Source organism: Arthrobacter sp. Cr_A7 (genome assembly GCF_029222765.1).
GTDB lineage: Bacteria > Actinomycetota > Actinomycetes > Actinomycetales > Micrococcaceae > Arthrobacter.
The window spans coordinates 1-26368 of record NZ_JARHXQ010000262.1; the positions used below are offsets into that span (position 1 = coordinate 1).

Below are 26368 nucleotides of genomic sequence, written 5' to 3' on the forward strand. Positions count from 1 at the left end.
GGCGGCGGAGCGCCTAGGTGAGGCGGACCTGCCGGTTCATGTCCTTGTAGAGCAGGTAGCGGAACTCGCCCGGGCCGCCGGCGTAGCAGGCCTGCGGGCAGAAGGCGCGCAGCCACATGAAGTCGCCGGCCTCCACCTCAACCCAGTCGTTGTTCAGCAGGTACATGGCCTTGCCCTCCAGGACGTACAGGCCGTGCTCCATCACGTGGGTTTCCGGGAACGGGATGACGCCGCCGGGCTGGAACGTCACGATGTTCACCTGCATGTCGTGGGCCAGGTCGCTGGAGTCCGTGAAGCGGGTGGTCTTCCAGGCGCCGTTGGTGTCCGGCATCGCCGTCGGCTCCACGTCCTTTTCATTGGTCACGAAGGACTTGGCCTCGTAGCCCTCCAGCCGTTCGTAGGCCTTGCGGATCCAGTGGAAGGACACAACGTCGTCGGAAACGTTCTCCAAGCCCCACTCCGAACCGGCAGCCAGGTAGGCGTAGCCGCCTTCCTCCAGCTGGTGCAGTTCGCCGTCGAGGGTGAGGTTGACCCTGCCGCGGGTCACGAAGACGACGCCTTCCACGCCGGCCTCGAATTCGGCCTTGGGGGCGCCACCACCCGGGCCGATCTCCACGATCAGCTGCGAGAACGTGGTGGCGAAGCCCGAGATGGGGCGGGCGATGATCCAGGAGCGGGTGTTCGAAAAGCCCGGCAGGTTGGACGTGACGATGTCCGTCATAACGCCCTTCGGGATCACCGTGTACGCCTCGGTGACGATGGCCCGCTCCGTGGTCAGGTGGGTCTGCGGCGGCAGTCCGCCGGTGGGGGAGTAGTACTTGCCCATGGAAGAGATCCTTACTTAGGAGTTGGAAGTGGTGGCGAGCCGCGGGTGCGCCAGTCCGGTGAGCTGGGGGAGTCCGACGCCGGCCAGCGCCTGCACTTCGTCCGCACCGACGGCGCCACACAGGACGCCGCGCAGCACGAACGCGGCCAGCGCCCGGGCCGTTGCAGGTTCGTCCATCACGCCGCCTGCGGTCTGCTCCACGTAGTTGCGCAGGCGTGCAGCGGCTGCCGGAAGGCCCTGCCGGTAAAAGGCGTAGGTGGCCGCGAACCTGCTGGGCAGCTGGGCGGGGTGCAGGTCCCAGCCCTGGTAGTAACCGCGTTCCAGCGACCGCCGGACCAGGCGGCCGTGCAGCTGCCAGGCGTTTTCGACGTTGTCGCCCACCGGGATGATGTTGGTGGAACCGTCCGACAGGCGGATGCCCGTGCCGGCAACTGCCAGCTGCATGACCTCCTTGGCAAAGTCGGCCACCGGGTGCTCCATGGACTGGTACTCCGCGGAGATCTGGAGCGACGCAGAGTAGTCGTAGGTGCCGTAGTGCAGGCCGCTGATCCGGCCCGGGACGGCATGCGGCAGCTGGGCCACGGGGGAGGTGCCCTCCGGTCCGAGGATCAGCTGCGGCGTTTCCACCTGGACCTCGAAGCGCAGCCGGCCCGCGGGCAGCCCGTGCACTTCCTCCAGCCGGGACACCGCGTAGTCCATGGCCTGGACCTGCGCCACGGTGGTGACCTTGGGCAGGGTCAGGACCAGCCCTTCCGGCAGTTCGCCGGCGGCGGCCAGGCCGGAGACGAAGAGGTCCAGGGTGCGCAGTCCGCGGGCCCGGGTGGCGGCCTCGAAGCATTTGAAGCGGATCCCGATGAAGGGAGGCGCAGAGCCGGCCGCGGCTGCGGCGGCCACCGCGGAGGCCGCGGCAACCGCGGCGGCGTCCTCGGCGTCGTCGCCCCTGTCCCCGAAGCCGTCCTCGAAGTCCAGCCGGAGGTCCTCGATGGGTTCGCTGGCCAGCTTGGCTTCCACGCGGGACGCCACAGCTTCTGCGAGGCCGGGCTCCTGGCCCAGCAGGGCGCCGAGCTTCCCGTAACCGCCGTGCGCGGCGACGGTGGCCTGAGCTTCCGCTGCCCAGTCGGACGCGAGCGACGGCGTGAAGCGGTCCGCGGGGACGTAGACGGTGTGGACGGGCTGGCGGGAGCCGTCGTCGCCCGGGTAGTTCCGTTCCAGCAGCCGGTCCGTCGCGGCCAGCTGCCCGTCGATCTGTGCAAGGTCCCCGGGCGACAGTGAGGGCTTGGGTGTTGCCGCCATGCCTCAGCCCACCAGTTCGTAGGCCGGCGTGGTGAGGAAGTCCGTGTAGTCGTCCGAGAGGCAGATGTCCGCGATCAGTCCGCTGGCCGGCTGGTAGTAGCGCTGGAACGCTTCGTCGCCCACCTCGGTGCGGAGCCGTTCGGTTTCCTCACCCAGGATCCGTTCCACGAGCTCCTTGGTCACGGTGTTGCCGCTGTCCGCCAGGACGGACTTGTTCCGGATCTGCTGCCATACCTGCGAGCGGGAAATCTCGGCGGTTGCCGCGTCCTCCATGAGGTTGTGGATGGCAACGGCGCCGTTCCCGGACAGCCACACGGCCGTGTAGGCAACGGCGACGTAGAGGTTCAGCCGCAGTCCGGCCTCGGTGACCTGGCCCTCGGCGGAGGTGACGTCCAGCAGCTGCTCAGCCGTGACGTTGACCTCCGGCCGCTGCCTGTCCAGCTGGTTGGGCTTGTCGCCCAGGACGGCGTCGAACACCTCGCGGCAGGTGGGGACCAGGTCCGGGTGGGCCACCCAGGATCCGTCAAACCCGTCGTTCGCTTCGCGGGTCTTGTCCGCGCGGACCTTGGCGAAGGCGGCCTCGGTGACCTCGGGGTGGCGGCGGTTGGGGATCACAGCCGCCATGCCGCCCATGGCGAAGGCGCCGCGCTTGTGGCAGGTCTTGACCAGCAGCTCGGTGTAGGCGCGCATGAACGGTGCCGTCATGGCCACCGACGCGCGGTCCGGGAGGACGAACTCCTCGCCGGCGTCCCGGAAGTACTTGATGATGCTGAAGAGGTAGTCCCAGCGGCCGGCGTTCAGGCCTGAGGCGTGGTCCCGGAGTTCGTAGAGGATCTCGTCCATTTCGAACGCGGCCGGGATGGTCTCGATCAGCACGGTGGCGCGGATGGTGCCCTGGTTCAGGCCGAGGTAGTCCTGCGCGAACACAAAGACGTCGTTCCATAGCCGTGCCTCAAGGTGGCTTTCCATCTTGGGCAGGTAGTAGTACGGTCCCTGCCCGTTGAGGACCAGCTGCTTGGCCACGTGGAAGAAGTGCAGGCCGAAGTCCACCAGGGCACCCACGGCAGGTGCGCCGTCGATGATCATGTGCTTTTCCTGCATGTGCCAGCCGCGGGGGCGGGCCACCACGACGGCGAGCGGGGCGTCCGTGCGGAGCCGGTACTCCTTGCCTTCCTCCGAGGTGTAGCTCAGCGTGCCCTGGGCTGCATCGCGGAGGTTCAGGATGGCGTCGATGACGTTGCCCCAGGTAGGCGTGCTGGCGTCCTCGAGGTCCGCCAGCCACACCTTGGCGCCGGAGTTGAGGGCGTTGATGGCCATCTTTGCCGGGGAAGCAGGGCCGGTCATTTCAACGCGGCGGTCCTGCAGGGCGGCGGGCGCCGGCGCGACCTTCCAGTCGCCGTCGCGCACGTCCTGCGTTTCCGGCAGGAAGTCCAGCTTCCCGGTCTCCGCCACGCGCTGGCGCTTGACGGCGCGGGCGGCCAGGAGCTCGGTGCGGGTGCCGGCAAACCGCGTGTGAAGCTCCTCCACGAACGCCAGCGCCTTGGGGGTGAGGATCTCCTCTGCGCGGTCGATCGGCCGGGGATCTGTGACTGTGATGGCCATTTCTGGTCCTTTCCTTTGGCTGGAAGCGGGGCGGTGAATCAGGCGCTGGCCAGGGCGGCAACGGGAACCGCGGCGGCATCCCCGGCCGGTTCGGCCGTGGCTGCCACGTTGGCGGAACGTGCGGCCGCGGCTACAGCTGCAGCAACGTCAGCCGCCACGTGGGGATCGAAGACGCTGGGGATAATGTAACTGGCATTGAGCTCGTCGTCAGCCACCCGGTTGGCAATTGCCTCGGCGGCGGCCACCAGCATGTCCGGCGTGATGTCCGAGGCTCCTGCGTCCAGCAGGCCGCGGAAGAAGCCGGGGAACGCCAGCACGTTGTTGATCTGGTTGGGGAAGTCGCTGCGGCCGGTGGCCACCACGGCGGCGTGCCGGGATGCGATGACAGGATCGATCTCCGGGGTGGGGTTGGCCATGGCAAACACGATGGCATCCTTTGCCATTGAGGCCACCTGCTCCTCGCCGATGACGTGCGGGGCGCTGACGCCGATGAACACGTCCGCACCCTTGAGTGCATCGTGCAGGGTGCCGGAGAAGCCTTCTTCGTTGGTGTTCGCGGCAATCCAGCTGCGGTGCTCGTCGTCGTACTTCTCACCGGCGTGGATGGCTCCGGAGCGGCCGGCGGCGATGATGTGCTGCGCGCCCTGGGCCTTCAGTAGCTGGATGATGGCGGAGCCGGCGGCGCCCACGCCGGAGACAACGATCCTGACCTCGGAGAGCTTCTTGCCCACCACGCGCAGGGCGTTGACCAGGGCGGCCTGGGTGACGATCGCGGTGCCGTGCTGGTCGTCGTGGAACACCGGGATGTCCAGTTCCTCGCGGAGCCGGTTCTCGATCTCGAAGCAGCGGGGCGCGGCGATGTCTTCGAGGTTGATGCCGCCGTAGACGGGGGCCATGGCCTTGGCGATCATGATGATCTCCTCGGTGTCCTGCGTGTCGAGGCAGACCGGCCAGGCATCAACGTTGGCGAACTGCTTGAACAGTGCAGCCTTGCCCTCCATGACCGGCAGGGCGGCAGCCGGGCCGATGTTGCCCAGGCCCAGGACGGCGGAGCCGTCGGTGAGGACGGCGATGGTGTTGCGCTTGACGGTGAGGTTACGGGCGGCTGCCGGGTCCTCGGCGATGGCGAGGCACACGCGGGCGACGCCGGGAGTGTAGGCACGGGACAGGTCGTCGCGGTTGCGTAGGGCTACCTTGGGGACGACTTCGAGCTTGCCGCCGAGGTGCATCAGGAAGGTGCGGTCAGAAACATGCTGGACGGTGACGCCGTCGAGCGCATTCAGGGCGTCTTTGACCCTTTCGGCGTGGGCATCGTCCGTGGTGTTGCAGGTGACGTCGACCACGAGCGTCTCGTGGTGGGACTCACTGACATCCAGGGCCGTGATCGCGGCGCCGGCAGCACCGACCGCCGCGGCCAGTTCGCTGGTGGCGCTGAAGCTCGAGGGTGCTTCCACGCGCAGGGTGATCGAATTTCCGGGGCTGGGGTTCGCCATTGAATGTCCTCCTGTTGGGCCTTGTCCGGGCGGCTTGCTCGTCCGAATGTTTTCGTATTATGGATATTATTATCTACTTTGTGGAATTACAAGCCCTCGACCGGTTTCATCGCGCCCGGCGGGGCCGTGCTGTATCTTGGGACCACTAGGGCATTTCTTTTCACCATGCGGATAAGACTTGTCGGAATCCGAGTCACAGGAGACTGGTACATGGCTGAAAAAGCCGCTGGAGGCGTGCAGTCCGTTGAGCGCGTCTTCGAACTTCTGGAACTGATCACTGATGCGGGCGGCGACGTCACCCTCAGTGAGCTGTCCTCGTCCACGGACCTGCCATTGCCCACCATCCACCGACTCCTGCGCACCCTGGTGGCACTTGGCTATATCCGCCAGTTGCCCAACCGCCGCTACGCCCTGGGTCCACGGCTGATCCGGCTGGGCGAAGGGGCCAACAAGCAGTTGGGCGCGCTGGCCCGTCCGCAGCTGAAAACCCTGGTGGACCGGCTGGGCGAAACCTCCAACATGGCGGTGCTGGACTCGGACATGGTGATCTACGTGGCCCAGGTGCCCTCCCTGCACTCCATGCGGATGTTCACCGAGGTGGGCCGCCGCGCCCATACCCACGCCACCGGCGTCGGCAAGGCAATCCTGGCCCAGCTCGACGACGACACCGTCCGCGGCATCGTCACCCGCGCAGGGATGCCCACCCCTACGGCCAAGAGCATCGGGGACGTTGAGGAACTCCTGGCCGACCTCAAGCTCATCCGCGAACGCGGGTACTCCATCGACGAGGAGGAGCAGGAGCTCGGCGTCCGGTGCTTCGCCATGGCGGTGCCGAACGCTCCCACGCCCACCGCAATCTCTGTCTCCGGCCCGGTCTCCCGGGTTGACGAACACTTTGCGGACAAAGCCGTCCCGGTCCTGCGCGAGGCCGCCCAGGCAATCTCGGACGAACTGAACCGCACCTGACCTCCCTGGCCGTAACGGCCCTGCCAACACGCTGACGACGGCGGCCCCTCCTTCCCGGAGCGGGGCGCCGTCGTCATTCCCCACCCGCACCCTAGCCTCGCAAGCTCGGCCAGGGAACCCTGCGGGCGTGGGCCCGCGCTTAGTGCTCTGCCGCCTTTTCCGCGGCCTCGACCCGGACTTCCTTGCCGTCACAGTCGATGAGCTTGCCGCCTTCAAAGCGGTCGCCGTCGGCCAGGCACTTCAGGTCCTCTTCCCGGACCACGCGCTCGGTGCCGGCCACAAAGACGGACTGGTTGTCCGAGTTGCCGGCCTTGAGGTGGTTGAACAGCAGGTTCAGGAGGATGGCCATCACGGCGGCGGAGCTGATGCCGGAGTGGAAGATGGTGCCGAACCAGGACGGGAACTGGTCGTAGAAGGCCGGTGCGGCGATGGGGATCATGCCGAACCCGATGGACGCCGCCACGATGATCAGGTTCATGTTGTTCTTGTACTCAACCTTGGACAGCGTGCGGATGCCGCTGGCGGCCACGGTTCCGAAGAGGACGACGCCGGCGCCGCCCAGGACGGGGGTAGGCACCGCTGCGACCACCCGGCCAAGCACGGGCAGCAGGCCGAGGATCACCAGGATCAGGCCGCCGGCGCTGACCACGAAGCGGCTTTTCACGCCGGTGATGGCCACGAGGCCCACGTTCTGGGCGAAGGCGCTTTGGGTGAAGGAATTGAACAGCGGGGAGATGGCGCTGGAGAGCATGTCCGCACGCAGGCCGTCGCCGATCCGCTTGGAGTCCACCTTGGTGCCAACGATCTCGCCCACGGCGATGATGTCCGCGGAGGTTTCCGTCAGCGTCACCAGGATGACGATCAGCATGGAGATGATGGCTGCGATCTCGAACACCGGCGGTCCGAAGGCGAACGGCGTGGGGAAGGCGACGATCTCGCCCTGGCCCACCTTGGAGAAGTCCGCCATGCCGAAGGCGAAGGCGATCGCGGTGCCCAGGACCATCGCGAGCAGGATGGACAGCCGGGAGATCGCGGCGCTTCCCACCTTGCTCAGGAGCAGGACGATGGCCATGGTGGCCGCGGCCAGGCCGATGTTGGCCATGCTGCCGTAGTTTTCGGCCTTGTTGTTGCCGCCCATGGCCCAGTTGGCGGCCACCGGCATCAGCGTCAGGCCGATGGTGGTGATGACCGTTCCGGTGACCACCGGCGGGAAGAACCGGATGATCTTCGAGAAGAGCGGGGTGATCAGCAGGCCGATCAGGGACGCCGCGATGACCGATCCGAACACTGCCTGGATTCCCCCGCCGCCGTGCACGATGGCGACCATGGTGGAGACGCCGGCGAAGGAGACACCCTGGACCAGGGGGAGTTGGGAGCCGAAGAAGCGGACGCCGACGGTCTGGAGGATGGTGGCGAGGCCGCCGACGAACAGGCAGGCGGCAATCAGCAAACCGATGTCCTGTGAGCTCATGCCCGCGGCTGCGCCGATGATCAGCGGCGGGGCGATGATGCCGCCGTACATGGTGAGGACGTGCTGGAAGCCGTAGGCGAAGGTGCTGGCGATGGGGAGCCGCTGGTCCTCCGGGCGTGCCTGCTGGTGCTTTTTGCCGGCGGCCGCAGCGGCCAGCTTCTTCTTGGTGTTCATGGCAGACTTTCTTGGTTCATGGCAGACGTCATCGTCTGGCTAACGTTGTCTGGCTAACAGGTGTGGCAAAAACTTTGGGGAAAGCCCGGTGGTTGAGCCCGTCGAGGGTTTCGACGGCTCAACCACCGGTGGCGGTGCGGTTTAGCAGAAGCCGGCGATGCCGGACCAGGCGGCGGGAGCCGGGGCGGCGTCGTCGCGCTGGACGGTGGCCTCGATCAGGCCGTAGGGGCGGTCGGCGGCGAAGAAGACCTCGTTCGGGTTGTCCAGGCCGAAGGGTGAGAGGTCCACCAGGAAGTGGTGCTTGTTGGGCATGGAGAACTTGATCTCGTCGATCTCGCTGTGGGCCTCAAGGACCTTGGTGCCCATGTCGAACAGGGTCTGCTGCAGGGCGTGGGAGTACTTCTCCGTGAAGCCTTCCAGCAGGAGTGCCTTGACGTCCTCGTAGCTCTTGTTGAAGTCCAGGGTGCTGAAGTCGGTTCCGGTCTTGAAGCGCCAGCGGGCGGAGACGTCCGTGGCAAGGATGCGGTCCGTGGTTTCCGGCAGGGTGGTGTAGCGGTCCTTCGGGTAACCGACGAAGCCGGACTGGGTGGACTTCAGGACCGTCAGGTCCTTGAGCCCGGAGACCAGGTGGCTGGTGGCGCCGTCGCGGACCAGGACGGCGGTGCGGACTTCCTGGCCGTTGCGGACGAAGGAGTGGTCGTGTTCGCTGCCGTGCGCCTGGATCCGGTCCCAGCTGTAGGACTCGGCTTCCCAGCGGCCGCCGGTGACCCAGTCGAAGCTGGACGTGAAGTGCTCGCCGAGGCGCAGCAGGAACGCTTCCGGGGAGCCGACGCCGTCGCGGGCGAAGGCGTAGATGGTGTTCTTCTGGGTGTCCGTTGCCACCACGTGGGCGTTGTCGCCCTCCAGGTGGGCCGCGGCGAAGTCGCCCCGCAGCTGCGAGGTCACGTTGAGGTCCTCGATCTCGTGGCGGTTGGTGTCCCGGGTGATCTTGACGACCCGGACCTCCGCCTTGCCGTACTGGTTTTCGCCGAGGATGATCTTGCTGCTCATGGTCTGTTCCCAACTTCCGGTATGTGGAACATAGGTTCCATCACTGAAATTAAGCGCGTGTTACAAGCGCGTTTCCGGTGGAGCCGACCCAACAAAAAAGAGCCGGCATCCATTGATGCCAGCTCATTACGACCCTGCCTGCTGCTCCCAGGTTACGTGACGTGCGCCACGAGTTGCCTTTCAGCGTACCCCCGCAAACCGGTGGTGTACATCACAAGTCCAAAAATCAATTTGTGACCGGACCCGTTGACGGTAAGCGAGACATCGCCCTAAGCTTTTCGTATAGCAAAACTTATTTTCCACTTCATGGAATCTTAGACCAAGCAGCGACCTCTGGAGGAGGATCAGATGTACCAGCAGGACACGAAGCCGGTTGCACCGGCGAACGCGGCGGCACCCTCGGTCCCGGAGTTCTACCTTCCCCTCGGGGGCGGCACGGACCCGGACTTCTACCTGCCTGCAGACCGGGTGCATGAGCCCAGCCGCTTCTCGCGCTGGATCCACGCCCTCCCGGGCTTCGGCCGGCGGCCATAACAGGGCGGGCGGCAGCTACCCCGGCCATTCCTTCCCGGCCCAGGGGTCGTAGTCGGCAATTAGCTCCTCCTGTGGAGGACGCTCAGCCTCGGGAACGTGCTGCAGGTTCACCCGCACCCGGTACCAGAGCGAGCTCGAGCCCCGCATCCCGTCAATGAGTACGTCCGCCGGGTGCAGGGCGGGAACCACGTCCGCATGCCGGGCCTTCCACTCCTCGAGCGCCGCCTGGGCCTCCGGCTTGGTCCTGGTGCGCGCCACTTCGATCAGCGGCATCGTGGACTGCCGGCGGCCCGAGCCGTCACCCGAGCGCGGAGCTTTCTCTGCGGGACCAAGCTCGGCTGCCAGGGCGAGGAGTCCTTTGAGTGACCCCACCGCCGCGTCGATGCCGGCGTGGGGATCACCGACGTCGGCGAACCGCTCCAGCACGGTAGTCACCGTGAATTGTTCCGGCCGAATGGCGCGGACCTCGTCCCAGGCAAGCGGCGTGGACACCCGGGCGTCCGGCAGGGACCGGACCGAGTACGCTGACGCCACGGTCCGGTCCTTCGCATTCTGGTTGAAGTCGACGAACACGCTCTCGCCGCGCTCCTCCTTCCACCACCGTGCCGTGGCGAGGCCGGGAGCCCGGTTCTCAACCTCCCGTGCGAGGGTTTCCGCCGCCAGCCGGACATCGCGGTACGACCACTCCGGGGCGATGCGCACCAGGATGTGCAGTCCCCGCGACCCGCTGGTTTTCGGCCAGCCCACCAGTCCCACGTCCTCGAGCACTTCCTGTGCCACATACGCGACATCCACGATCTGTGACCAGTCCACCCCCGGCATGGGATCGAGGTCCACCCGGAGCTCGTCAGGATGCTCAAGGTCCTCCGCGCGCACCGGGTGCGGGTTGAGGTCGAGGCAGCCGAGGTTGATGACCCACGCCAGCCCCGCCGCGTCCCGGATGACCGCCTCCTCGGCCGACGTCCCGGAGGCGTAGTGCAGCGTGGTGGTCTCGATGAACGGGGGATGGTTCTCGGGAACGCGCTTCTGGAAGAACGGCTCGGCGTCGATGCCCTTCGGGAAGCGCTTGAGCACCATCGGCCGGCCGCCCGCGCCGCGCAGTGCCCCCTCCGCGACGGCCAGGTAGTAGCGCACCAGGTCCAGCTTGGTCAGCCCGGGCCCGGGAAACACCAGCTTGTCCGGGCTGGAGATGCGAACCTCTTCACCCTCGATGTCCAGGATCTCGGCCGGCGTCTTTGACGGAGTCATGCCGCCACGCTAGCAGCGGCTGACCAGCCATAACAGTGGCTGGCATCAGCCGTTCACCAACCTGCGCGCCGCGGACGAGTGCTCGGCGATGAGGCCCGGGATATCCAGGCCCGGAATCTGCCCGTCCACCACGCGCCACTGCCCGCCGACCATCACCCGGTCCGCCCGGTCCGCTGCGCAGAGCAGCAGCGCCGCGATGGGATCATGGCTGCCGGAGAAACGCAGGTCATCCAGCCGGAACAGAGCCAAGTCAGCCTGCATCCCCGGCGCCAACTGGCCCAGTTCCGGACGGCCCAGCACGGCGGCCGAGCCCCGGGTGGCCCAGCCCAGCGCGCGCTCCACCGGAACGTCCGCCCCGTAGCGCAGCCGCTGGAGATACAGTGCCTGCCTGGCCTCGAGGATCATGTTGGAGGCATCGTTCGACGCCGAGCCGTCCACTCCCAGCCCCACCGGAACTCCCGCGTCCTCCAGTTCCAGGACGCGGGCCGTCCCGGACGCCAGCCGCATGTTGGAGGTAGGGCAATGCGCGACGGCGGTCCCCGCCGCGCCGAGGCGGGTGATCTCCGCGTCGCTGAAGTGGATGCCGTGGCCCAGCCAGGTGCGGTCCGTCAGCCAGCCGACGCTGTCCAGGTAGTCAACGGTCCGCAGTCCGAACATCTCACGGCAGAAGTCCTCCTCATCCAGGGTTTCGGCGAGGTGGGTGTGGAGGCGGGCATCCAGCCGCTCCGCCAGGGCAGCGCTTTCGGCCATGATTTCCTTCGTCACCGAAAACGGCGAGCAGGGGGCCAGGGCAATCTGGATCACCGCATCCCGGCCGCGCTCGTGGTACCGGCCCACCAGCCGTTCGCTGTCGGCCAGCACCACGTCAGGAGCCTGCACCGTCGACTGTGGCGGCAGGCCGCCGTCGTCCGTTCCCAAGGTCATGGACCCACGGGTGAGGGTGGCGCGCATGCCGAGCCGGCGCACGACGCCGACCTCCACGTCGATGGCATCCTCCAGTCCTGCGGGGAACAGGTAGTGGTGGTCCGCGGCCGTGGTGCAGCCCGAGAGCAGCAGTTCGGCCAGGGCGACCGTGGCTGCCAGCTCCAGGTCGCGTGGCTTGAGCCGGGCCCACACGGGATACAGGTTCTGCAGCCATGGGAACAGCGGGGCGTTTGCCACCGGACCCCAGGCGCGGGTGAGGGTCTGGTAAAAGTGGTGGTGGGTGTTGATCAGGCCCGGCAGCAGCACGTGGTTGCCGGCCTCGAACGTCTGCTGGCAGGGGGCCGAGGGCTGTTGCCCCGCGGCAAGCACCTCGACGATGACGCCGCCGCTGACCACCAGTCCGCCCGAAGCGTCCAAGGAGTTTGCGGTGAAGGCCGCCTGTGGATTCCGGATCCAGAGGCGGAGAGCGGCGGCAGGAGCGGGAAGGTTGGTCATGAAGTGTCCTTGTCTGAGCGCAGGTGCGGTAATTCCAGCTCAGTGAGGCCCTGTCTGCTGATCCAGGTACCGGCGGCTGCGGGCAGCGGCGGGTGCCATCAGAGTAGGGAACAAGCCTGACCTGCGTCAACGCCCGCGCAATGTGACCGCCTCCGGCCTGCCCAGTGAAGAACGCGAAACATGAATTTCACATCGCGAAATTAAGTTTTCAAAAAACTATGGCGCGGACCACAATCCGGTGCTAATCTCGATTCTGCCAAAGGCGGGCACCCGGACCCCGGGAAGCTATCTACCAGGCGCAACTTAACCTTCACAGCACATGCTGAAGCCTGGTAACCGTCGCACCTGGTTCTACTGGTCCTGCAAGCGGCAACAGGCTTCCCGGCAATAAGGAAGTCGCATCATGAGTACCACCGTCACGGCCGAGGAATTTTTGGCCAGATCCATCCGGCTGGCAACGGCCAACGTCCTGAACAGCGGCGGCCCCTTCGGCGCCATGATCGTCACCGCGGACGGCAAAACGTTCGACGGCGTCAACCGCGTCACTGCGGACAACGACCCCACGGCCCACGCCGAAGTCACCGCAATCCGCACCGCCTGCCGCGAACTCGGCACCTTCGACCTCAGCGGCGCCGTCCTCTACACCAGCTGCGAACCATGCCCCATGTGCCTGGCCTCCGCGCTCTGGGCCCGCGTTGAACGGGTGGTCTTCGCGGCCGACCGCCACGACGCCGCCTCCGTCGGTTTCGACGACGCAGTCTTCTACGACTACTTCAACAACCAGGACAGGGACTCCCTGATGCCGGTATCCAAGCTGGAGCTGGGCGATCCCCAGGCGCCGGCCCCGCTGGAGCCGTTCAACACCTGGAACACGCTCGAATCCAGGATCGACTACTAGGCCCGGCGGCTCACCATGACCATCCTGGATTCCTCCCACGACGAGCATTCGGCTCCATCCCCCCGCACCCCCCAGCCGGCATCAGGCACCCCCAGGCCGCCGGCGTCGAACTCCATCCTTGACCGCTTCTTCCACATCACCCAGCGCGGCTCAACGCTGGCCCGTGAATTCCGCGGCGGCCTGGTCACCTTCTTCACTATGGCGTACATCGTCATCCTGAACCCCCTCATCCTCGGCGGGTTCAGCGCGGACAACGCCCCCACCGACGTTGCCGGGGGCTGGCTCTCCGCCGCACAGGTGGGCGCCGTCACGGGCCTCACCGCCGGCGTCATGACCATCCTCTTCGGCCTCGTGGCCAACCTGCCGTTCGGCCTCGCCGCCGGCCTCGGCATCAACTCCTTCCTGGCCGTCTCGGTGATCCAGGAAGTCACCTGGGCCGAGGCCATGGGCCTGGTGGTGATCAACGGCATCCTGATCGTGCTGTTCGGCGTCACCGGTGCCCGGACCGCCATCTTCCGGGCCGTGCCCAAGGAACTGAAGGCGGCCATCACCGTGGGCATCGGCCTGTTCATCGCCTTCATCGGCTTCGTGGACTCCGGCTTCGTCCGGGCCACGGCGGGCGGGCCTCCGGTCCAGCTGGGCGACGGCGGCTCCATCACCTCCGTGCCCACCCTGGTGTTCGTCGTCGGCCTCCTTGCCATGGGCATCCTGGTGGCACGCAAGGTCCAGGGCGGCCTGCTGATCGGCATCGTGGGCACCACCGTGCTCGCCGCCGTCGTGGAAGCCATCTTTAAGATCGGCCCGGCCAGCGCCACCAACCCCGGCGGCTGGCACCTGAACACCCCGGTCCTTTCCGGACAGCTCGTCTCGGCGCCGGACCTGGCACTCGTTGGCCAGTTCGACCTCTTCGGTTCGTTCGCCAGGATCGGCGGACTGGCCGCCACCATGCTGGTCTTCACGCTCGTGTTCACCAACTTCTTCGACGCCATGGGCACCATGACCGGCCTCGCCAAGAGCGCCGGCGTGGCCCACAAGGACGGCACGTTCCCGCGGCTCAAGTCCGCCTTCATCGTGGAAGGCATCGGCGCCGTGGCCGGCGGAGCCACCTCCGGCTCCTCCAACACCGTGTACATCGACTCCGCGGCCGGGATCGGCGAAGGAGCCCGCACCGGCCTGGCCTCCGTGGTCACCGGCGTGCTGTTCCTGGGCTCGATGTTCCTCACCCCGCTCACCAGCGTGGTTCCGCTCGAGGTCGCCGCCGCGGCACTGGTGGTGGTGGGCGCCATGATGATGGCGCAGATCCGCGAGATCAAGTTCAGCAAGTTCAGCGTGGCCCTGCCGGCGTTCCTCACCATCGTGACCATGCCGCTGAGCTACTCGATCGCCAACGGCATCGGTGTGGGCTTCGTCAGCTGGGCCATCATCGGGGCCGCATCCGGTAAAGCCAAGAAGATCCATCCGCTGATGTGGGTGGTCAGCGCCGGCTTCCTGGTGTACTTCGCCCGCGGACCCATCAACCTGTTGCTCGGGGCCTGACACACCATCCCCAAGCTGTTCGCGCCCGGACATCCGCCCCCACCCGGGGCGGGTGTCCGGAGCGGCAGTGCTTCCCGGGCAACACGCGTATCCACGCCCTGCTTTCCGAACCTCCCGATAGGAACGACAATGGACACCACCGCCGCGCGGAAGAAGGAGTGCCGCCATGCTTGACCTGATCCCTTCGCTCCACTCCTGGGCGCAGCGAGATGCGGCCGGACAGTTCGCGGTTGCCACCATCGTGGGTGCCACCGGTTCAGTGCCGCGGCCGGTGGGCACGTCCATGATCATCACCGCATCAGGCTCCGTACTCGGCAGCCTCTCCGGCGGCTGCGTGGAAGGCGCCGTGGTGGCGCTCGCGCTGGAGGCAATGGACGACGGCGGGACCCGCCGGAAGACCTTCGGTTTCAGTTCCGCAGACGCTTTCGCCGCCGGGCTCACCTGCGGGGGAGAGCTGGACATCCATATTGAACCGGTGCCCGCGGCTGTTGCCCCTGAAAACGCGCCGCACCCGCTCCGGACCGCGCTGCGGCAACTCGCGGACGCGGGCTCTGGCCAGCCCGTGGCGCTGGTACGCCGCGTGGGCACCCTGGGAGGCGCCGCCGTCGTACTCCATGACCCGGCAAACTTCCGTGCGGCAGCGTCGCCGGAACTGGCCGGACTTCTTGAGGGAGAGTCCCTCCTTCAGGTGGAAGCCCTGGTCCGCAACGGCGGCGCCGGGGTGGTCCGGCTGGCCGGAGCCGGCGGCTGCCTGCCGGACCGCCTGCAAGGTGACCGGCCCCAGCAATCCGGCGGGCCCGTCATCCTGGTGGAATCCCGGCTCGCCCCGCCGCGGATGCTGGTGTTCGGCGCCAACGATTTCGGCGCCGCCCTGGTCCCTGCGGCGAAACTGCTGGGCTACCACGTGACCCTGGTGGACGCGCGGCCAGCGTTCGCGTCGCAGCCGCGCTTCGCCGCCGCTGACCAGGTGGTGACGGACTGGCCGCACCGCTACCTGGCAGCCGAATCAGGCGCTGGACGCCTGGACAGCCGCACCGTGGCGGCTGTCCTCAGCCACGACCCCAAATTCGACCTTCCGCTGCTGGAAGCCGCACTCGCCCTGGACCTCGCCTACGTCGGCGCGATGGGGTCCCGCCGGAGCCACCTCCAGCGGGTGGACGACCTCCTGGCAGCCGGCGTCGCGCCCGGGCGGATCGCCCAGCTGCATTCACCCATCGGCCTGGACCTGGGCGCCGTCACTCCTGCCGAAGTGGCTGTCTCCATCACGGCGGAGCTGATCGCGTCGCGAAGCCGCGCCGCGAGCTGCACTCCGCTCCGCGAGGCGTCCGGCCCCATCCATCAACACCCCGCGCAGCAGCCGCCGCATCAGGCACCCCGGCAGCCCGCGCCAACCAAACTTCCCCAGGAGATCGCATGGACATGAACACCATCGAGGCGGTGGTGCCCACCACCGACCCCGCACAATGGCGCGACGGCGACGCCTGGCTGGCCGGCGGAACGGTCCTCTTCTCCTACGGAAGCTACGCCTTTGGCCCGCAACCGCTCAAACGCCTCCTGGACCTCGGCGCCGCAGGCTGGGAGCCGGTCACCGTCACCGATGACGGCATCGAGCTCGCGGCCACCTGCACCATCTCCCAGCTGTACAGCCTCCCCGCTTCCCCGGATGTGTCCGGCCGGGGCTGGCCGGGCCTGGACCTGGTCCGCCCGTGCTGCGATTCCTTTGTGGCGTCCTTCAAGGTGTGGAACATGTCCACCGTCGGCGGCAACCTCTGCACCTCGCTGCCCGCCGGGCCGGTCATCTCACTCTGCGCTGGCCTCGACGGCGTCGCGACCATCCTGGGCCCGGGCGGCACCAGCCGCACCGTTCCGGTGGTCGACTTCATCACCGGTGACGCCGCCAACTCACTGGCACCCGGCGAGCTGCTCCGCAGCGTCCACCTCCCGGCGTCGGCCTTTGCCTCCCGGGTGGCGTTCCGCCGCCTCTCGCTGAGCAACCTGGGCAGGTCCGGGGTGCTGCTGATCGGAAGGCTCGACGGCGGCCCTTCGTTGGTCCTCACCGTCACCGCCGCCACCAGACGGCCCGTCCAGCTGCGCTTCAGCGTGCTTCCGGACGCCGACGAACTTGTGGCGGCGCTTGACGACAGCATCCCGGACGACCTGTACCACGACGACATCCACGGCCTGCCCGCCTGGCGGCGGGACATGACCTACCGGCTCGCGGAGGAGATCCGCGCGGAACTTGCCGCCCCGGAGGGGGCGCCCGGGCTCCCGGTATCCGGCGACTTCTGGCCGCCCCGGTCCGCGGCAGCAAGCCAGCCGCCGGGACACACCACACGTTCGAAAGGGGCCTGAACATGGCCATCGAGATCAACGGAAATCCTGCTGACGCCGCGCCCCGGCCAGGCCAGTGCCTGCGGACCTTCCTCCGCGAGCAAGGCAACCTTGGCGTTAAGAAGGGCTGCGACGGCGGCGACTGCGGCGCCTGCACGGTCCACGTGGACGGCACGCCGGTACACAGCTGCATCTACCCCGCCGTGCGGGCCGAAGGACACGCGGTCACCACCATCGAGGGCCTGGCGGCCACCTCCGGCAGCGGTGACGAGCTTCACCCCGTGCAGCAGCAGTTCATGGAACGGCAGGGCTTCCAATGCGGCTTCTGCACCGCGGGCATGCTCATGACGGCCGCCACGTTCGACGACGAACAAAAAGACAACCTGCCGCGGAACCTCAAGGGCAACCTCTGCCGCTGCACGGGCTACCGTGCCATCGCCGATGCCGTCTGCGGGCACGCCGGCCACCCGGACCCGCAGGGGCCGGGCTCGGGCATCGCCGGGGAAAGCCAGCCGGATCCCGAACCCGGGCAGCTGGGCGACGATGTCCCGGCCCCTGCCAGCCGGGCCGTGGTCACCGGCACCGCCCGCTACACGCTGGATATTCCGCAGGAGCAGCAGCAGGGCCTGCTGCACCTGAAGATCCTGCGCTCGCCGCACGCTTCCGCCCGCATCCTCTCCATCAGTACCGAGGCCGCTCTGAAGGTGCCCGGCGTGGTGGCCGTCTTCACCCACGAGGACGCCCCTGCGCAGCTGTTCTCCACTGCCCAGCATGAGCTTTTCACCGATGATCCGGACGATACCCGCGTACTGGATGACGTGGTGAGGTTCATCGGGCAGCGGGTTGCCGCCGTCGTGGCCGAATCGGTGGGCGCCGCCGAAGCCGCCGTCCGTGCACTGGAGGTGGAGTACCAGGAGCTGCCCGCCGTTTTCACGCCGCAGGACGCCCTGCTGCCCGGCGCGCCGCTGGTTCACGCCGGCAAGGACGGCACCGCCTCGCGGATCTCGCGGCCGGACCGGAACGTGGTGGCCGAGCTCCATTCGGAACTGGGCAGCGTGGCCGAAGGCTTCGCTGCTGCTGACTTCATCCACGAACAGACGTACCGCACCCAGCGCGTCCAGCATGTCGCCCTGGAAACGCACGCGGCCATCGCGTCGGTGGACGGCGATGGCCGGCTCCAAGTCCGCACGTCCAGCCAGGTCCCCTTCCTGGTCCGCCGCACGCTGTGCCGGGTGTTCGGGCTGGAGGAAGACCAGGTACATGTGGTTGCCGGCCGGGTGGGCGGGGGATTCGGCGGCAAGCAGGAGGTCCTCACCGAGGACCTGGTGGCGCTCGCGGCCCTGAAGCTGCAGCGTCCGGTCCAGCTGGAGCTCACCCGGACCGAACAGTTCACCGCCACCACCACCCGCCATCCCTTCACCATCAAGCTTCGCGCCGGCGCCAGCGCCGACGGGCGCCTCACCGCGCTGGAGCTGGACGTCCTGACCAACACGGGTGCGTACGGCAACCACGGCCCGGGCGTGATGTTCCACGGCTGCGGCGAATCGCTGGCTGTGTACAAGTGTGCGAACAAAAAGGTGGACGCCCATGCGATGTACACCAACACCGTTCCGGCGGGGGCGTTCCGAGGGTACGGGCTGAGCCAGATGATCTTCGCCATCGAATCGGCCATGGACGAGCTTGCCGTGGGGATCGGCATGGACCCGCTGGAGTTCCGCCGCCGGAACATGGTCCGCGAAGGGGACAGCATGCTGTCCACGCAGCCGCAGCCCGAGGAGGATGTCCACTACGGCAGCTATGGGCTGGACCAGTGCCTGGACCTGGTCCGCGATGCGCTGGACCGGGGACGGGAACGCTACCGGGATGCCGGGCTGGACGAACTGGGGCCGGACTGGCTGACGGGCGAAGGTGCGGCGCTGTCCATGATCGACACCGTGCCGCCGCGCGGCCACTTCGCCCATTCGAAGCTCCGGCTCCTGCCGGACGGAACGTACCAGGCCGACGTCGGGACCGCCGAATTCGGCAACGGCACCACCACGGTCCATGCCCAGCTCGCGGCCACTGCCCTGTCCACGGACGCCTCGCGCGTTGTGGTGCGGCAGTCGGACACGGACCTGATCGAGCACGATACCGGGGCGTTCGGTTCGGCCGGCACCGTGGTGGCTGGAAAGGCCACCCTGGCGGCGGCCGAGGAGCTGGCCGTCCGCATCCGGGCCTTCGCAGCAGGTATCCGGCAGACCCAGGCTGCGGCCTGCGTCCTCGACGGCGACAACGTGGTTGTGGACGGAACGCCCGTGCCGCTTGCGGAACTGGCGCAGGCGGCCGCGGATGCCGGCGTCGAACTCGCTGCTGAAGGACGCTGGGGCGGCACGCCCCGCTCGGTCGCGTTCAACGTCCATGGCTTCCGGGTGGCCGTGAACCGCGGCACGGGGGAGCTGAAAATCCTGCAGAGCGTGCAGGCAGCCGACGCCGGCGTGGTGGTCAACCCGCGCCAGTGCCGGGGCCAGATCGAAGGCGGCATCGCCCAGGCGATCGGTGCCGCGCTGTACGAGGAAGTGGTGGTGAACGACGCCGGGAAGGTCACCACGGACATCCTGCGGCAGTACCACATCCCCACCTTCGCGGACGTCCCCCGCAGCGAGGTGTACTTTGCGGACACCAACGACGCGATGGGTCCGCTGGGCGCCAAATCGATGAGTGAAAGCCCCTTCAATCCCGTGGCGCCGGCCCTGGCGAACGCCATCCGAAATGCCACCGGGGTGCGTTTTTCTTCGCTGCCGATCGCCCGCGACAAGATCTACCTGGGACTCAAGGAAGCAGGGCTGGCGCCCAAGCTGGAGCATCTCCTGTCCTAGCCCAACGCGGGGTCACAAAATGCCCCATTAGGCGCGTTCAGCGGGCCTAAGCTGACCCCGCGTTGCATCGTTGCATATAGTCGGGGGATGGAACAGCGGATTTTAGGCAAGACCGGACGGAATGTGTCCGTCGTTGGACTGGGAACCTGGCAGCTCGGCGCTGACTGGGGCCACGTCGACCCTGCCCAGGCGCAGGCAATCCTGGCGGCCTCCGTGGAAGCGGGCGTCAACTTCTTTGATACGGCCGACGTCTACGGGGACGGCAAGAGCGAGCAGGCCATCGGGAAGTTCCTGGCGGACAACCCGGGGCTGGACATCACCGTGGCCACCAAGATGGGCCGCCGGATGGACCAGCTGCCGGAAAACTACACGCTGGCCAACTTCCGCCAGTGGGTGGACCGCTCGCGGAAGAACCTGGGAACGGACACCCTGGACCTGGTCCAGCTGCACTGCCCGCCCACCCCCGTGTACAGCAACGCAGAAGTTTACGACGCCCTGGACACCCTGGTGGCCGAGGGTGCCATCCGCAACTACGGCGTCAGCGTGGAACGCACAGACGAAGCCCTCGAAGCGATCAGCCATGAAGGCACCGCCTCGGTCCAGATCATCCTGAACGCCTTCCGGCTCAAGCCGCTCGACGAAGTGCTTCCTGCCGCCAAGGCAGCCGGCGTGGGCATCATCGCGCGGGTACCGCTCGCCTCCGGCCTGCTGACCGGGAAGTACTCCAAGGAAACGTCCTTCGCCGAGAACGACCACCGGAACTACAACCGCAACGGCGAGTCCTTCGACGTGGGTGAGACGTTCTCCGGTGTGGACTACGAGCTGGGCCTGAAGGCCGTAGCGGAGTTCGAGCAGCTGGTCCCCTCCGGCGCAACCACCGCGCAGGCCGCCATCGCATGGATTGCCGCGCAGGACGGCGTCACCACCGTGATTCCGGGCGCCCGCAACGTGGAGCAGGCTGCGGCGAACGCTGCCGCCGCGGCCGTCACCGTTAATGAGGAATTCGACGGCGGCGTCCGCTGGATCTACGACCACTACTTCCGCGAAGTTATCCACCCCCGCTGGTAGCGTTCGCCGCCTGCCCCATGCCTCGCTCCGCTCGCCACGGGGACCCCGGGCGGCTCTCTTACGCACTCAGCTTAAGAGGACGTCGGTGACTGCCTCCGTCCACGACTTTGTGGAGCGGCTCGCGGCGGCGGAAACCGGGCCTGCGTGCACCAACTTCTTCGACTACAGCGTCCCCGCAAATGCCCGGCGCCGGGACAACCTGTCGATCTACCTCGAAGAGATGCTGGGCCGCGCGCCGAAGGTGCTGCTGGTGGGGGAGGCTCCCGGTTTCCGGGGGATGCGCATCACCGGGGTTCCTTTCACCAACCGCAGCATCCTTGAGGGGCCCGCCAACGGCTTCGGGCTGTTCGGGCCAGGGAAGGGCTATGTCCTGCCGCCCGACGCCGCTGGTGTGCCTGCCGAACCGACCGCAACGGTGATGTGGCAGGTCCTGGCCGAGCTGGAGTTCCTGCCCCTCCTGTGGAGTGCCTTCCCCTGGCATCCGCACCTGCCCGGGCAGTCCCTGTCCAACCGGACTCCGACGCCGGCGGAAGCAGCCCTCGGGGCGCCTTTCCGGCAGGCACTGGTGGACTTGTTCGAGATCCAAAGCGTGGTGGCCGTGGGCAACGTGGCTCATCAAAGCCTGCAGAGGAGCGGACTCGAGGTGCCCAAGGTGAGGCATCCTTCCCATGGCGGACGCTCGGGTTTCAAGCGGGGTCTGGAACAGCTTCTGAGCGCCGGGATGCAGGCCTGAAGCGAGTGAACCAGTCGTAGTGGGCCACCATGGTGAGTGTGGATGCAGAACAGCTTTTTCCCGGCGCCCTTAGGGAGATCTATGATGCTCTTTCCGCCCGGGTGCTCGGGCTGGGTGACGAAATCGTAGAACAGTTCTCGAAGACCCAGGTGAGTTACGGTGCGGCCCGGAAGTTCGTGTGGCTCACCCCGGTCACGAAGACCAAAGCGCTTCTGACCATGGACATGTGGGATGAGCACCACGGTTCGTTCCTCCGCAGTGTTATCCGATTTCGTCACGACAAGTACACACACCAGATCGACGTGCGCACGGCAGCCGACATCGAGACTGTGGCCGCACTCGGCTGGTTCGAGGAATCAGCCGCTTGGGGCCGGAAGCACCGGTGATCGAACAACTGGCAGTGGACTCCCACGGCTGGTGACGACGAACCCTGGCGCAGAGGGAATTTGAACTAAAGTCAGCTCGCATTGTCAGACCCCCCTGTCATAGTTTGAGTATGGCGGGCAGGGCGGCATTGGAAGCGTTGGAGGTCCTTGAGGCGTCTCTTGCTGAGCTGGGTGCTGTGCTGCGTGGGACTGGTGAGGGTTTTGATCCGTTGCGGGAGCAGGCTGATCGGAGCCTGGACGGGCTCGCCGGGGTCGCCCGGCTTGAGGCCGGGACAGCTGCGTTGAAGGTGCATCTGGCTGCGGGGTATGCAGAGGCTGCCAAGGCTGTGGCGTCACGGGCCATGGTGCCGTGCGGGGCGATGGCGCAGGAAGCGTCGATGGTCGCCGAAGTCGCCGGTGTGCTCACCATTGGTGCGAGGGCTGCCGGTGTGCTGCTGAACGAGTCGCAGGTGCTGGCCAATGTTTTGCCGTTGACCCTGGCGGGGTTGCAGGACGGTAGCTTGTCGTGGGCGCATGCGAAGGCGATGGTGGAGGAAACCGCCACCCTGGATCGGGCCGGGGCCGCGGCGTTGGAGGCGCATTTCCTGGGCCCGGACGCACCTATTCCGGCTACCGCGCCCGCGCCGGGTGAGTTGGTGCCGCACCGGTTCCGGCACAAGGCCCGGATCTGGCGGGAACGCCACCACCCCGAATCCCTTGAAAAGCGCCATGCCAGGAGTGTCGCGGAGCGGCGGGTGGAGCACCGTCCGGACATGGACGGGATGGCCTGGTTCCACGCCTACCTCCCGGCGGACACCGCGTCGGCGATGTGGAACCGTACCACCGCCCTGGCCCGGGGACTGCAGGGCCCGGACGAACCCCGGACCCTGCCCCAGCTCTGCGCCGACATCTTCGCCGACGCCGTCCTCAGCAACGGACAGGACGGGCAGAGCGGGCAGGATTCCGGCGGTACGGTTGCGGAGGTCCGCACTCCGCACGCGGAGGTCCTGGTTACGGTGCCCGTGTTCTCGCTCATGGGTCTGACGGATGAACCGGCGATGCTCGACGGCTACGGCCCCATCCCGGCGTCGATGGCCCGGAAACTGGTCGCGGACGGGGCTGGCTCGTTTTACCGGGTGCTGGTGGATCCGCGGGACGGGGCGCCGCTGGAAATCGGGCGCACCAGCTACCGGGTTACGAAGGCCATCCGCCGGTGGCTGCGGATGCGGGACGGGAAGTGCCCCTTCCCGGGCTGTTCCAACAACTCCCTGGACAACGAAGCAGACCATTTGTTGGCGTGGCATCACGGCGGGACCACCGGGATCAGCAACCTGGGCCAGCCCTGCCGCAAACACCACCGCCTCAGGCACACCAGCGGCTGGACACCCACCCCGGCCACGAAACACGAACCACCCGGCTGGATCTCACCCTCAGGCCGAAGATACAAAAGCGAACATCAGGACTGGGAACCACCCCAATGGCCGGAGACCCTTCAGGATGCCGTTGGCGGCCAGGTTGACGTGTTCCACCTTGGGCCGTCCCCGGGAGAAGTCGTCCTGGACCGGTTCCTGCATTCCCGCGGCTGACCACACCTTCACGTGCCGTGGGGAATGCTGGCCCTTATCCAGCGGTCTCCTAGCTGAGAAGCCCCAACTGGTCCGGAGTGTCTATGTCCTCGCCGGTGGACTGGTCGCTGCAATCCACCTCATCCACCAGGTCCGGGTGCGCCCGCAGAAAGCCGCGTGCCCCGGCGTCGCCCGTCACGGTCGCGATGACCGATTGCCGCAGGGAAGCGTCGATGAGCAGCGGATGGCCGCGGAGTAGCCTGTTCTGTTGCTCGCTTTCCTGCCCCGCCCGATGTCCAGCCGGCATGCCGCCGTCGGACGTATCACTGCGGCGGTAGGCGGCAGCGGTGATCCGGCCGGGACGGTGGTGTGCCAGCAGGCGCCCGACTGTTGCCCGGGTCAGCCCTGGCTGGTCCACAAGGGCTATCAGCAAGTGGTCTGCCGGGTCCGCCGTCTGCTCGCCCAGCAGGAAAGAGCTGCCCATTCCCGAACGCCAAGCAGGGTTGATGGCCACCCGGTAACGGTCCAGGTCGGCGATCGTGGCGACCTCGGGCGCCCCCGCACCGAGCACCACCACTACCTCGCGGCAGCCGCCGTCGAGCAGGCTCCCGGCGATCACTTCCACCAGCGGCCGCCCGCGGTATGGCAGCAACGCTTTGGGGCCCATTCCCAAGCGGGTACCGGCCCCGGCCGCCAGGACTATGCCCGTCGCCCTGCGGCCAGCCGTGCTGTCCGCGCCCTGATTGCCCATAGCTGCACCCTAAATGAAAATGGCAGCCGGGGCGGTCTCCCCCCGGAAACCGTCCCGACTGCCTGTCTGTCGGGCAGGGAATCAGGCGTCCCCGCCCGCCCCGCCTGTGATTCCGGCGTTGACGTCCAGGAGCTTGTAGCGGTCCATGGCGTACTGCGGTGCGCCCTCCTCCACATCGCCCCTCGCGGCGAGCAGCTGCAGGGTCTTCACCACGATGGAGTGGGTGTCGTTCTTGAAGAAGCGTCGGGCTGCTGCGCGGGTGTCGGAGAAGCCGAAGCCGTCTGCGCCGAGCGAGGCGAACTGGTGCGGGAGGAACTGGCGGATCTGGTCCGGGACTGCCTTCATATAGTCCGAGACCGCCACTACCGGGCCCTGTGCGTGTGCCAACTGCTGGGTTACGAAGGGTACGCGTGCGGCGTCGCCGGGGTTCAGGAACGCTTCCTCTTCGGCGGCGAGGCCGTCGCGGCGCAGTTCGTTCCAGGAGGTGACGGACCAGACGTCGGCGGAGACGGACCAGTCTTCGGCCAGGATCCGCTGGGCTTCCAGCGCCCACGGTACCGACACGCCGGACGCCAGGATCTGGCTTTTTGGTCCTGCAACGTCCGACGCCGACACCCGGTGAATGCCCTTGATGACGCCCTCGACGTCCAGTTCCTCCGGTTCGGCGGGCTGGGTGATGGGCTCGTTGTACACCGTGAGGTAGTACATGAGGTTCCGGTCTTCCGAGTCCGGCCCGTACATGCGTTCCAGGCCGTTGCGGATGATGTGGCCCATTTCGTAGCCGTAGGCGGGGTCGTAGGTGACCACTGCCGGGTTGGTTGAGGCCAGCAGCGGGGAGTGGCCGTCGGCGTGCTGGAGGCCTTCGCCGGTGAGGGTGGTCCGGCCGGCGGTGGCGCCGATGATGAAGCCGCGGGTCATCTGGTCCGCTGCTGCCCAGAAGGCGTCGCCGGTGCGCTGGAAGCCGAACATGGAGTAGAACACGTAGACCGGGACCAGGGGTACGCCGTGGGTGGCGTAGGCGGTGCCGGCGGCGGTGAACGCTGCCACGGCGCCGGCTTCGTTGATGCCGGGGTGGATCAGCTGGCCCTGGGCGGATTCCTTGTAGGCCAGGACCAGGTCCCGGTCCACGGACAGGTAGTTCTGTCCGCCGGGGTTGTAGATCTTTGCGGTGGGGAAGAAGGCGTCCATCCCGAAGGTGCGGGATTCATCCGGCACGATGGGCACAATCCGGTGCCCGAACTTCTTGTCCCGGAGCAAATCCTTGAGCAGGCGGACGAACGCCATGGTGGTGGCGGCCTGCTGCTTTCCGGAGCCGCGCTTGGCGACCTCAAAAGTCTTGGCCTCAGGCAACTCGACCGCCTGATGGTTTGGCCGGCGTTCCGGGACCGCGCCACCCAGCGCCCTTCGCCGCTCCAGGAGATAGGCGATCTCGGGGGCGTCCTCGCCGGGGTGGTAGTACGGCGGAGTGTAGGGGTCATCTTCCAGCTGGGCATCGGAAATGGGGATGCGCAAATAATCCCGGAACTCCTTCAAATCCTGGAGGGTCAGCTTTTTCATTTGGTGGGTGGCGTTGCGGCCTTCGAAGTGGGGTCCGAGTCCGTAGCCCTTGACGGTTTTGGCGAGGATGACGGTGGGTTTGCCCTTGAATTCGGTGGCTGCCTTGTATGCGGCGTAGACCTTGCGGTAGTCGTGGCCGCCGCGTTTGAGGTTCCAGATCTGGTCATCGGTGAGGTCCGCGACGAGGTCTTTGGTGCGGGGGTCCTTGCCGAAGAAGTGTTCGCGGACGAACCCGCCGGATTCGGCCTTGTAGGTCTGGTAGTCCCCGTCGGGGGTTTCGTTCATGATTTTCACCAGCGACCCGTCGGTGTCGCGGGTGAGCAGGTCATCCCATTCCCGGCCCCAGACGACCTTGATCACGTTCCAGCCCGCGCCGCGGAAGAACGCTTCGAGTTCCTGCATGATCTTGCCGTTGCCGCGCACCGGCCCGTCCAGGCGCTGGAGGTTGCAGTTGATCACGAAGTTCAGGTTGTCCAGGTTCTCGTTCGCGGCGAGCTGGAGCAGGCCGCGGGATTCGGGCTCGTCCATTTCGCCGTCACCCAGGAACGCCCAGACCTGCTGGTCGGAGGTGTCTTTCAGGCCCCGGTTGTGCAGGTACCGGTTGGACTGGGCCTGGTAGATCGCGTTCATCGG

Annotated in this window: 21 protein-coding genes; 11 read left to right on the plus strand and 10 right to left on the minus strand. The window is 67.2% G+C overall.

Annotation, left to right across the window (positions count from 1 at the left end):
• Positions 1 to 13 precede the first annotated feature (13 nt).
• The 4 genes from P2Q66_RS15375 to P2Q66_RS15390 are packed head-to-tail and all read right to left on the minus strand — an operon-like array spanning position 14 to position 5214.
• Positions 14 to 826, minus strand: coding sequence for a bifunctional allantoicase/(S)-ureidoglycine aminohydrolase (locus P2Q66_RS15375; protein ID WP_079598857.1), 813 nt, complete (start codon positions 824 to 826; stop codon positions 14 to 16).
• A 15-nt stretch (positions 827 to 841) separates the two neighbouring features.
• Positions 842 to 2119, minus strand: coding sequence for an aldolase (locus tag P2Q66_RS15380; RefSeq protein WP_275729493.1), 1278 nt, complete (start codon positions 2117 to 2119; stop codon positions 842 to 844).
• 3 nt (positions 2120 to 2122) lie between these two features.
• Entirely contained in the window at positions 2123 to 3721 is a 1599-nt protein-coding gene (aceB, locus tag P2Q66_RS15385; protein WP_275729495.1) for a malate synthase A, read from the minus strand.
• 38 nt (positions 3722 to 3759) lie between these two features.
• On the minus strand, positions 3760 to 5214 hold the full coding sequence (locus P2Q66_RS15390) for an NAD-dependent malic enzyme (RefSeq protein WP_275729496.1): 1455 nt from the start codon (positions 5212 to 5214) through the stop codon (positions 3760 to 3762).
• Positions 5215 to 5424: 210 nt separating this feature from the next.
• On the opposite strand from P2Q66_RS15390, the gene P2Q66_RS15395 reads away from it, so the two are divergent.
• Positions 5425 to 6180 carry an IclR family transcriptional regulator gene (locus P2Q66_RS15395; RefSeq protein ID WP_275729498.1) on the plus strand — a complete coding sequence of 252 codons (756 nt, stop codon included), beginning with the start codon at positions 5425 to 5427 and terminating at the stop codon, positions 6178 to 6180.
• A 139-nt stretch (positions 6181 to 6319) separates the two neighbouring features.
• Here the strand turns inward: P2Q66_RS15395 and P2Q66_RS15400 are convergent, their stop codons facing one another.
• Positions 6320 to 7825 (minus strand): nucleobase:cation symporter-2 family protein, encoded by a 1506-nt coding sequence (locus tag P2Q66_RS15400; RefSeq protein ID WP_079598862.1) that lies wholly within the window; start codon positions 7823 to 7825, stop codon positions 6320 to 6322.
• A gap of 141 nt (positions 7826 to 7966) precedes the next feature.
• Positions 7967 to 8875 (minus strand): factor-independent urate hydroxylase, encoded by a 909-nt coding sequence (pucL, locus tag P2Q66_RS15405; RefSeq protein ID WP_079598863.1) that lies wholly within the window; start codon positions 8873 to 8875, stop codon positions 7967 to 7969.
• A 348-nt stretch (positions 8876 to 9223) separates the two neighbouring features.
• Here pucL and P2Q66_RS15410 point away from each other — a divergent pair, with 348 nt between their 5' ends.
• Positions 9224 to 9409: a hypothetical protein gene (locus P2Q66_RS15410; RefSeq protein WP_079598864.1), complete on the plus strand. Its 186-nt coding sequence runs from the start codon at positions 9224 to 9226 to the stop codon at positions 9407 to 9409.
• A gap of 15 nt (positions 9410 to 9424) precedes the next feature.
• Here P2Q66_RS15410 and ligD read toward each other — a convergent pair whose 3' ends face one another.
• A complete protein-coding gene (gene ligD, locus P2Q66_RS15415; RefSeq protein WP_275729500.1) occupies positions 9425 to 10657 on the minus strand; it encodes a non-homologous end-joining DNA ligase in 1233 nt (410 codons plus the stop codon).
• A gap of 45 nt (positions 10658 to 10702) precedes the next feature.
• Positions 10703 to 12076, minus strand: a complete 1374-nt coding sequence (locus tag P2Q66_RS15420; protein WP_275729502.1) for an 8-oxoguanine deaminase — start codon at positions 12074 to 12076, stop codon at positions 10703 to 10705.
• A gap of 403 nt (positions 12077 to 12479) precedes the next feature.
• Between P2Q66_RS15420 and P2Q66_RS15425 the strand changes: the two genes are divergently transcribed.
• The 9 genes from P2Q66_RS15425 (at position 12480) to P2Q66_RS15465 (ending at position 23448) form a co-directional block, all read left to right on the plus strand.
• Positions 12480 to 12974 carry a nucleoside deaminase gene (locus tag P2Q66_RS15425; RefSeq protein ID WP_275729503.1) on the plus strand — a complete coding sequence of 165 codons (495 nt, stop codon included), beginning with the start codon at positions 12480 to 12482 and terminating at the stop codon, positions 12972 to 12974.
• Positions 12975 to 12989: 15 nt separating this feature from the next.
• Complete coding sequence (locus P2Q66_RS15430) at positions 12990 to 14510, plus strand: NCS2 family permease (RefSeq protein ID WP_079598868.1); 1521 nt, start codon at positions 12990 to 12992, stop codon at positions 14508 to 14510.
• A 166-nt stretch (positions 14511 to 14676) separates the two neighbouring features.
• Positions 14677 to 15933, plus strand: a complete 1257-nt coding sequence (locus tag P2Q66_RS15435) for an XdhC/CoxI family protein (protein ID WP_275729504.1) — start codon at positions 14677 to 14679, stop codon at positions 15931 to 15933.
• The gene (locus P2Q66_RS15440) at positions 15924 to 16862 is read left to right on the plus strand and encodes an FAD binding domain-containing protein (RefSeq protein ID WP_275729506.1); all 939 of its coding nucleotides are present in this window, start codon (positions 15924 to 15926) and stop codon (positions 16860 to 16862) included. Before P2Q66_RS15435 ends, P2Q66_RS15440 begins: the two co-directional genes overlap by 10 nt.
• A gap of 2 nt (positions 16863 to 16864) precedes the next feature.
• On the plus strand, positions 16865 to 19696 hold the full coding sequence (locus tag P2Q66_RS15445; protein ID WP_275729508.1) for a molybdopterin cofactor-binding domain-containing protein: 2832 nt from the start codon (positions 16865 to 16867) through the stop codon (positions 19694 to 19696).
• A gap of 87 nt (positions 19697 to 19783) precedes the next feature.
• Positions 19784 to 20764 carry an aldo/keto reductase gene (locus P2Q66_RS15450; RefSeq protein WP_275729511.1) on the plus strand — a complete coding sequence of 327 codons (981 nt, stop codon included), beginning with the start codon at positions 19784 to 19786 and terminating at the stop codon, positions 20762 to 20764.
• Between the two features lie 85 nt (positions 20765 to 20849).
• The gene (locus P2Q66_RS15455) at positions 20850 to 21497 is read left to right on the plus strand and encodes a uracil-DNA glycosylase (protein ID WP_275729513.1); all 648 of its coding nucleotides are present in this window, start codon (positions 20850 to 20852) and stop codon (positions 21495 to 21497) included.
• Positions 21498 to 21535: 38 nt separating this feature from the next.
• Positions 21536 to 21883 carry a DUF5655 domain-containing protein gene (locus P2Q66_RS15460; RefSeq protein ID WP_275729515.1) on the plus strand — a complete coding sequence of 116 codons (348 nt, stop codon included), beginning with the start codon at positions 21536 to 21538 and terminating at the stop codon, positions 21881 to 21883.
• A gap of 110 nt (positions 21884 to 21993) precedes the next feature.
• The gene (locus P2Q66_RS15465; RefSeq protein WP_275729516.1) at positions 21994 to 23448 is read left to right on the plus strand and encodes an HNH endonuclease signature motif containing protein; all 1455 of its coding nucleotides are present in this window, start codon (positions 21994 to 21996) and stop codon (positions 23446 to 23448) included.
• A gap of 49 nt (positions 23449 to 23497) precedes the next feature.
• On the opposite strand, the gene nboR is transcribed toward P2Q66_RS15465, so the two are convergent.
• Positions 23498 to 24178: a nicotine blue oxidoreductase gene (nboR, locus tag P2Q66_RS15470; RefSeq protein WP_275729518.1), complete on the minus strand. Its 681-nt coding sequence runs from the start codon at positions 24176 to 24178 to the stop codon at positions 23498 to 23500.
• An 81-nt stretch (positions 24179 to 24259) separates the two neighbouring features.
• Positions 24260 to 26368 (minus strand): pyruvate dehydrogenase (acetyl-transferring), homodimeric type (gene aceE, locus P2Q66_RS15475; RefSeq protein WP_275729520.1); only part of this gene is annotated, 2109 nt, incomplete at its 5' end.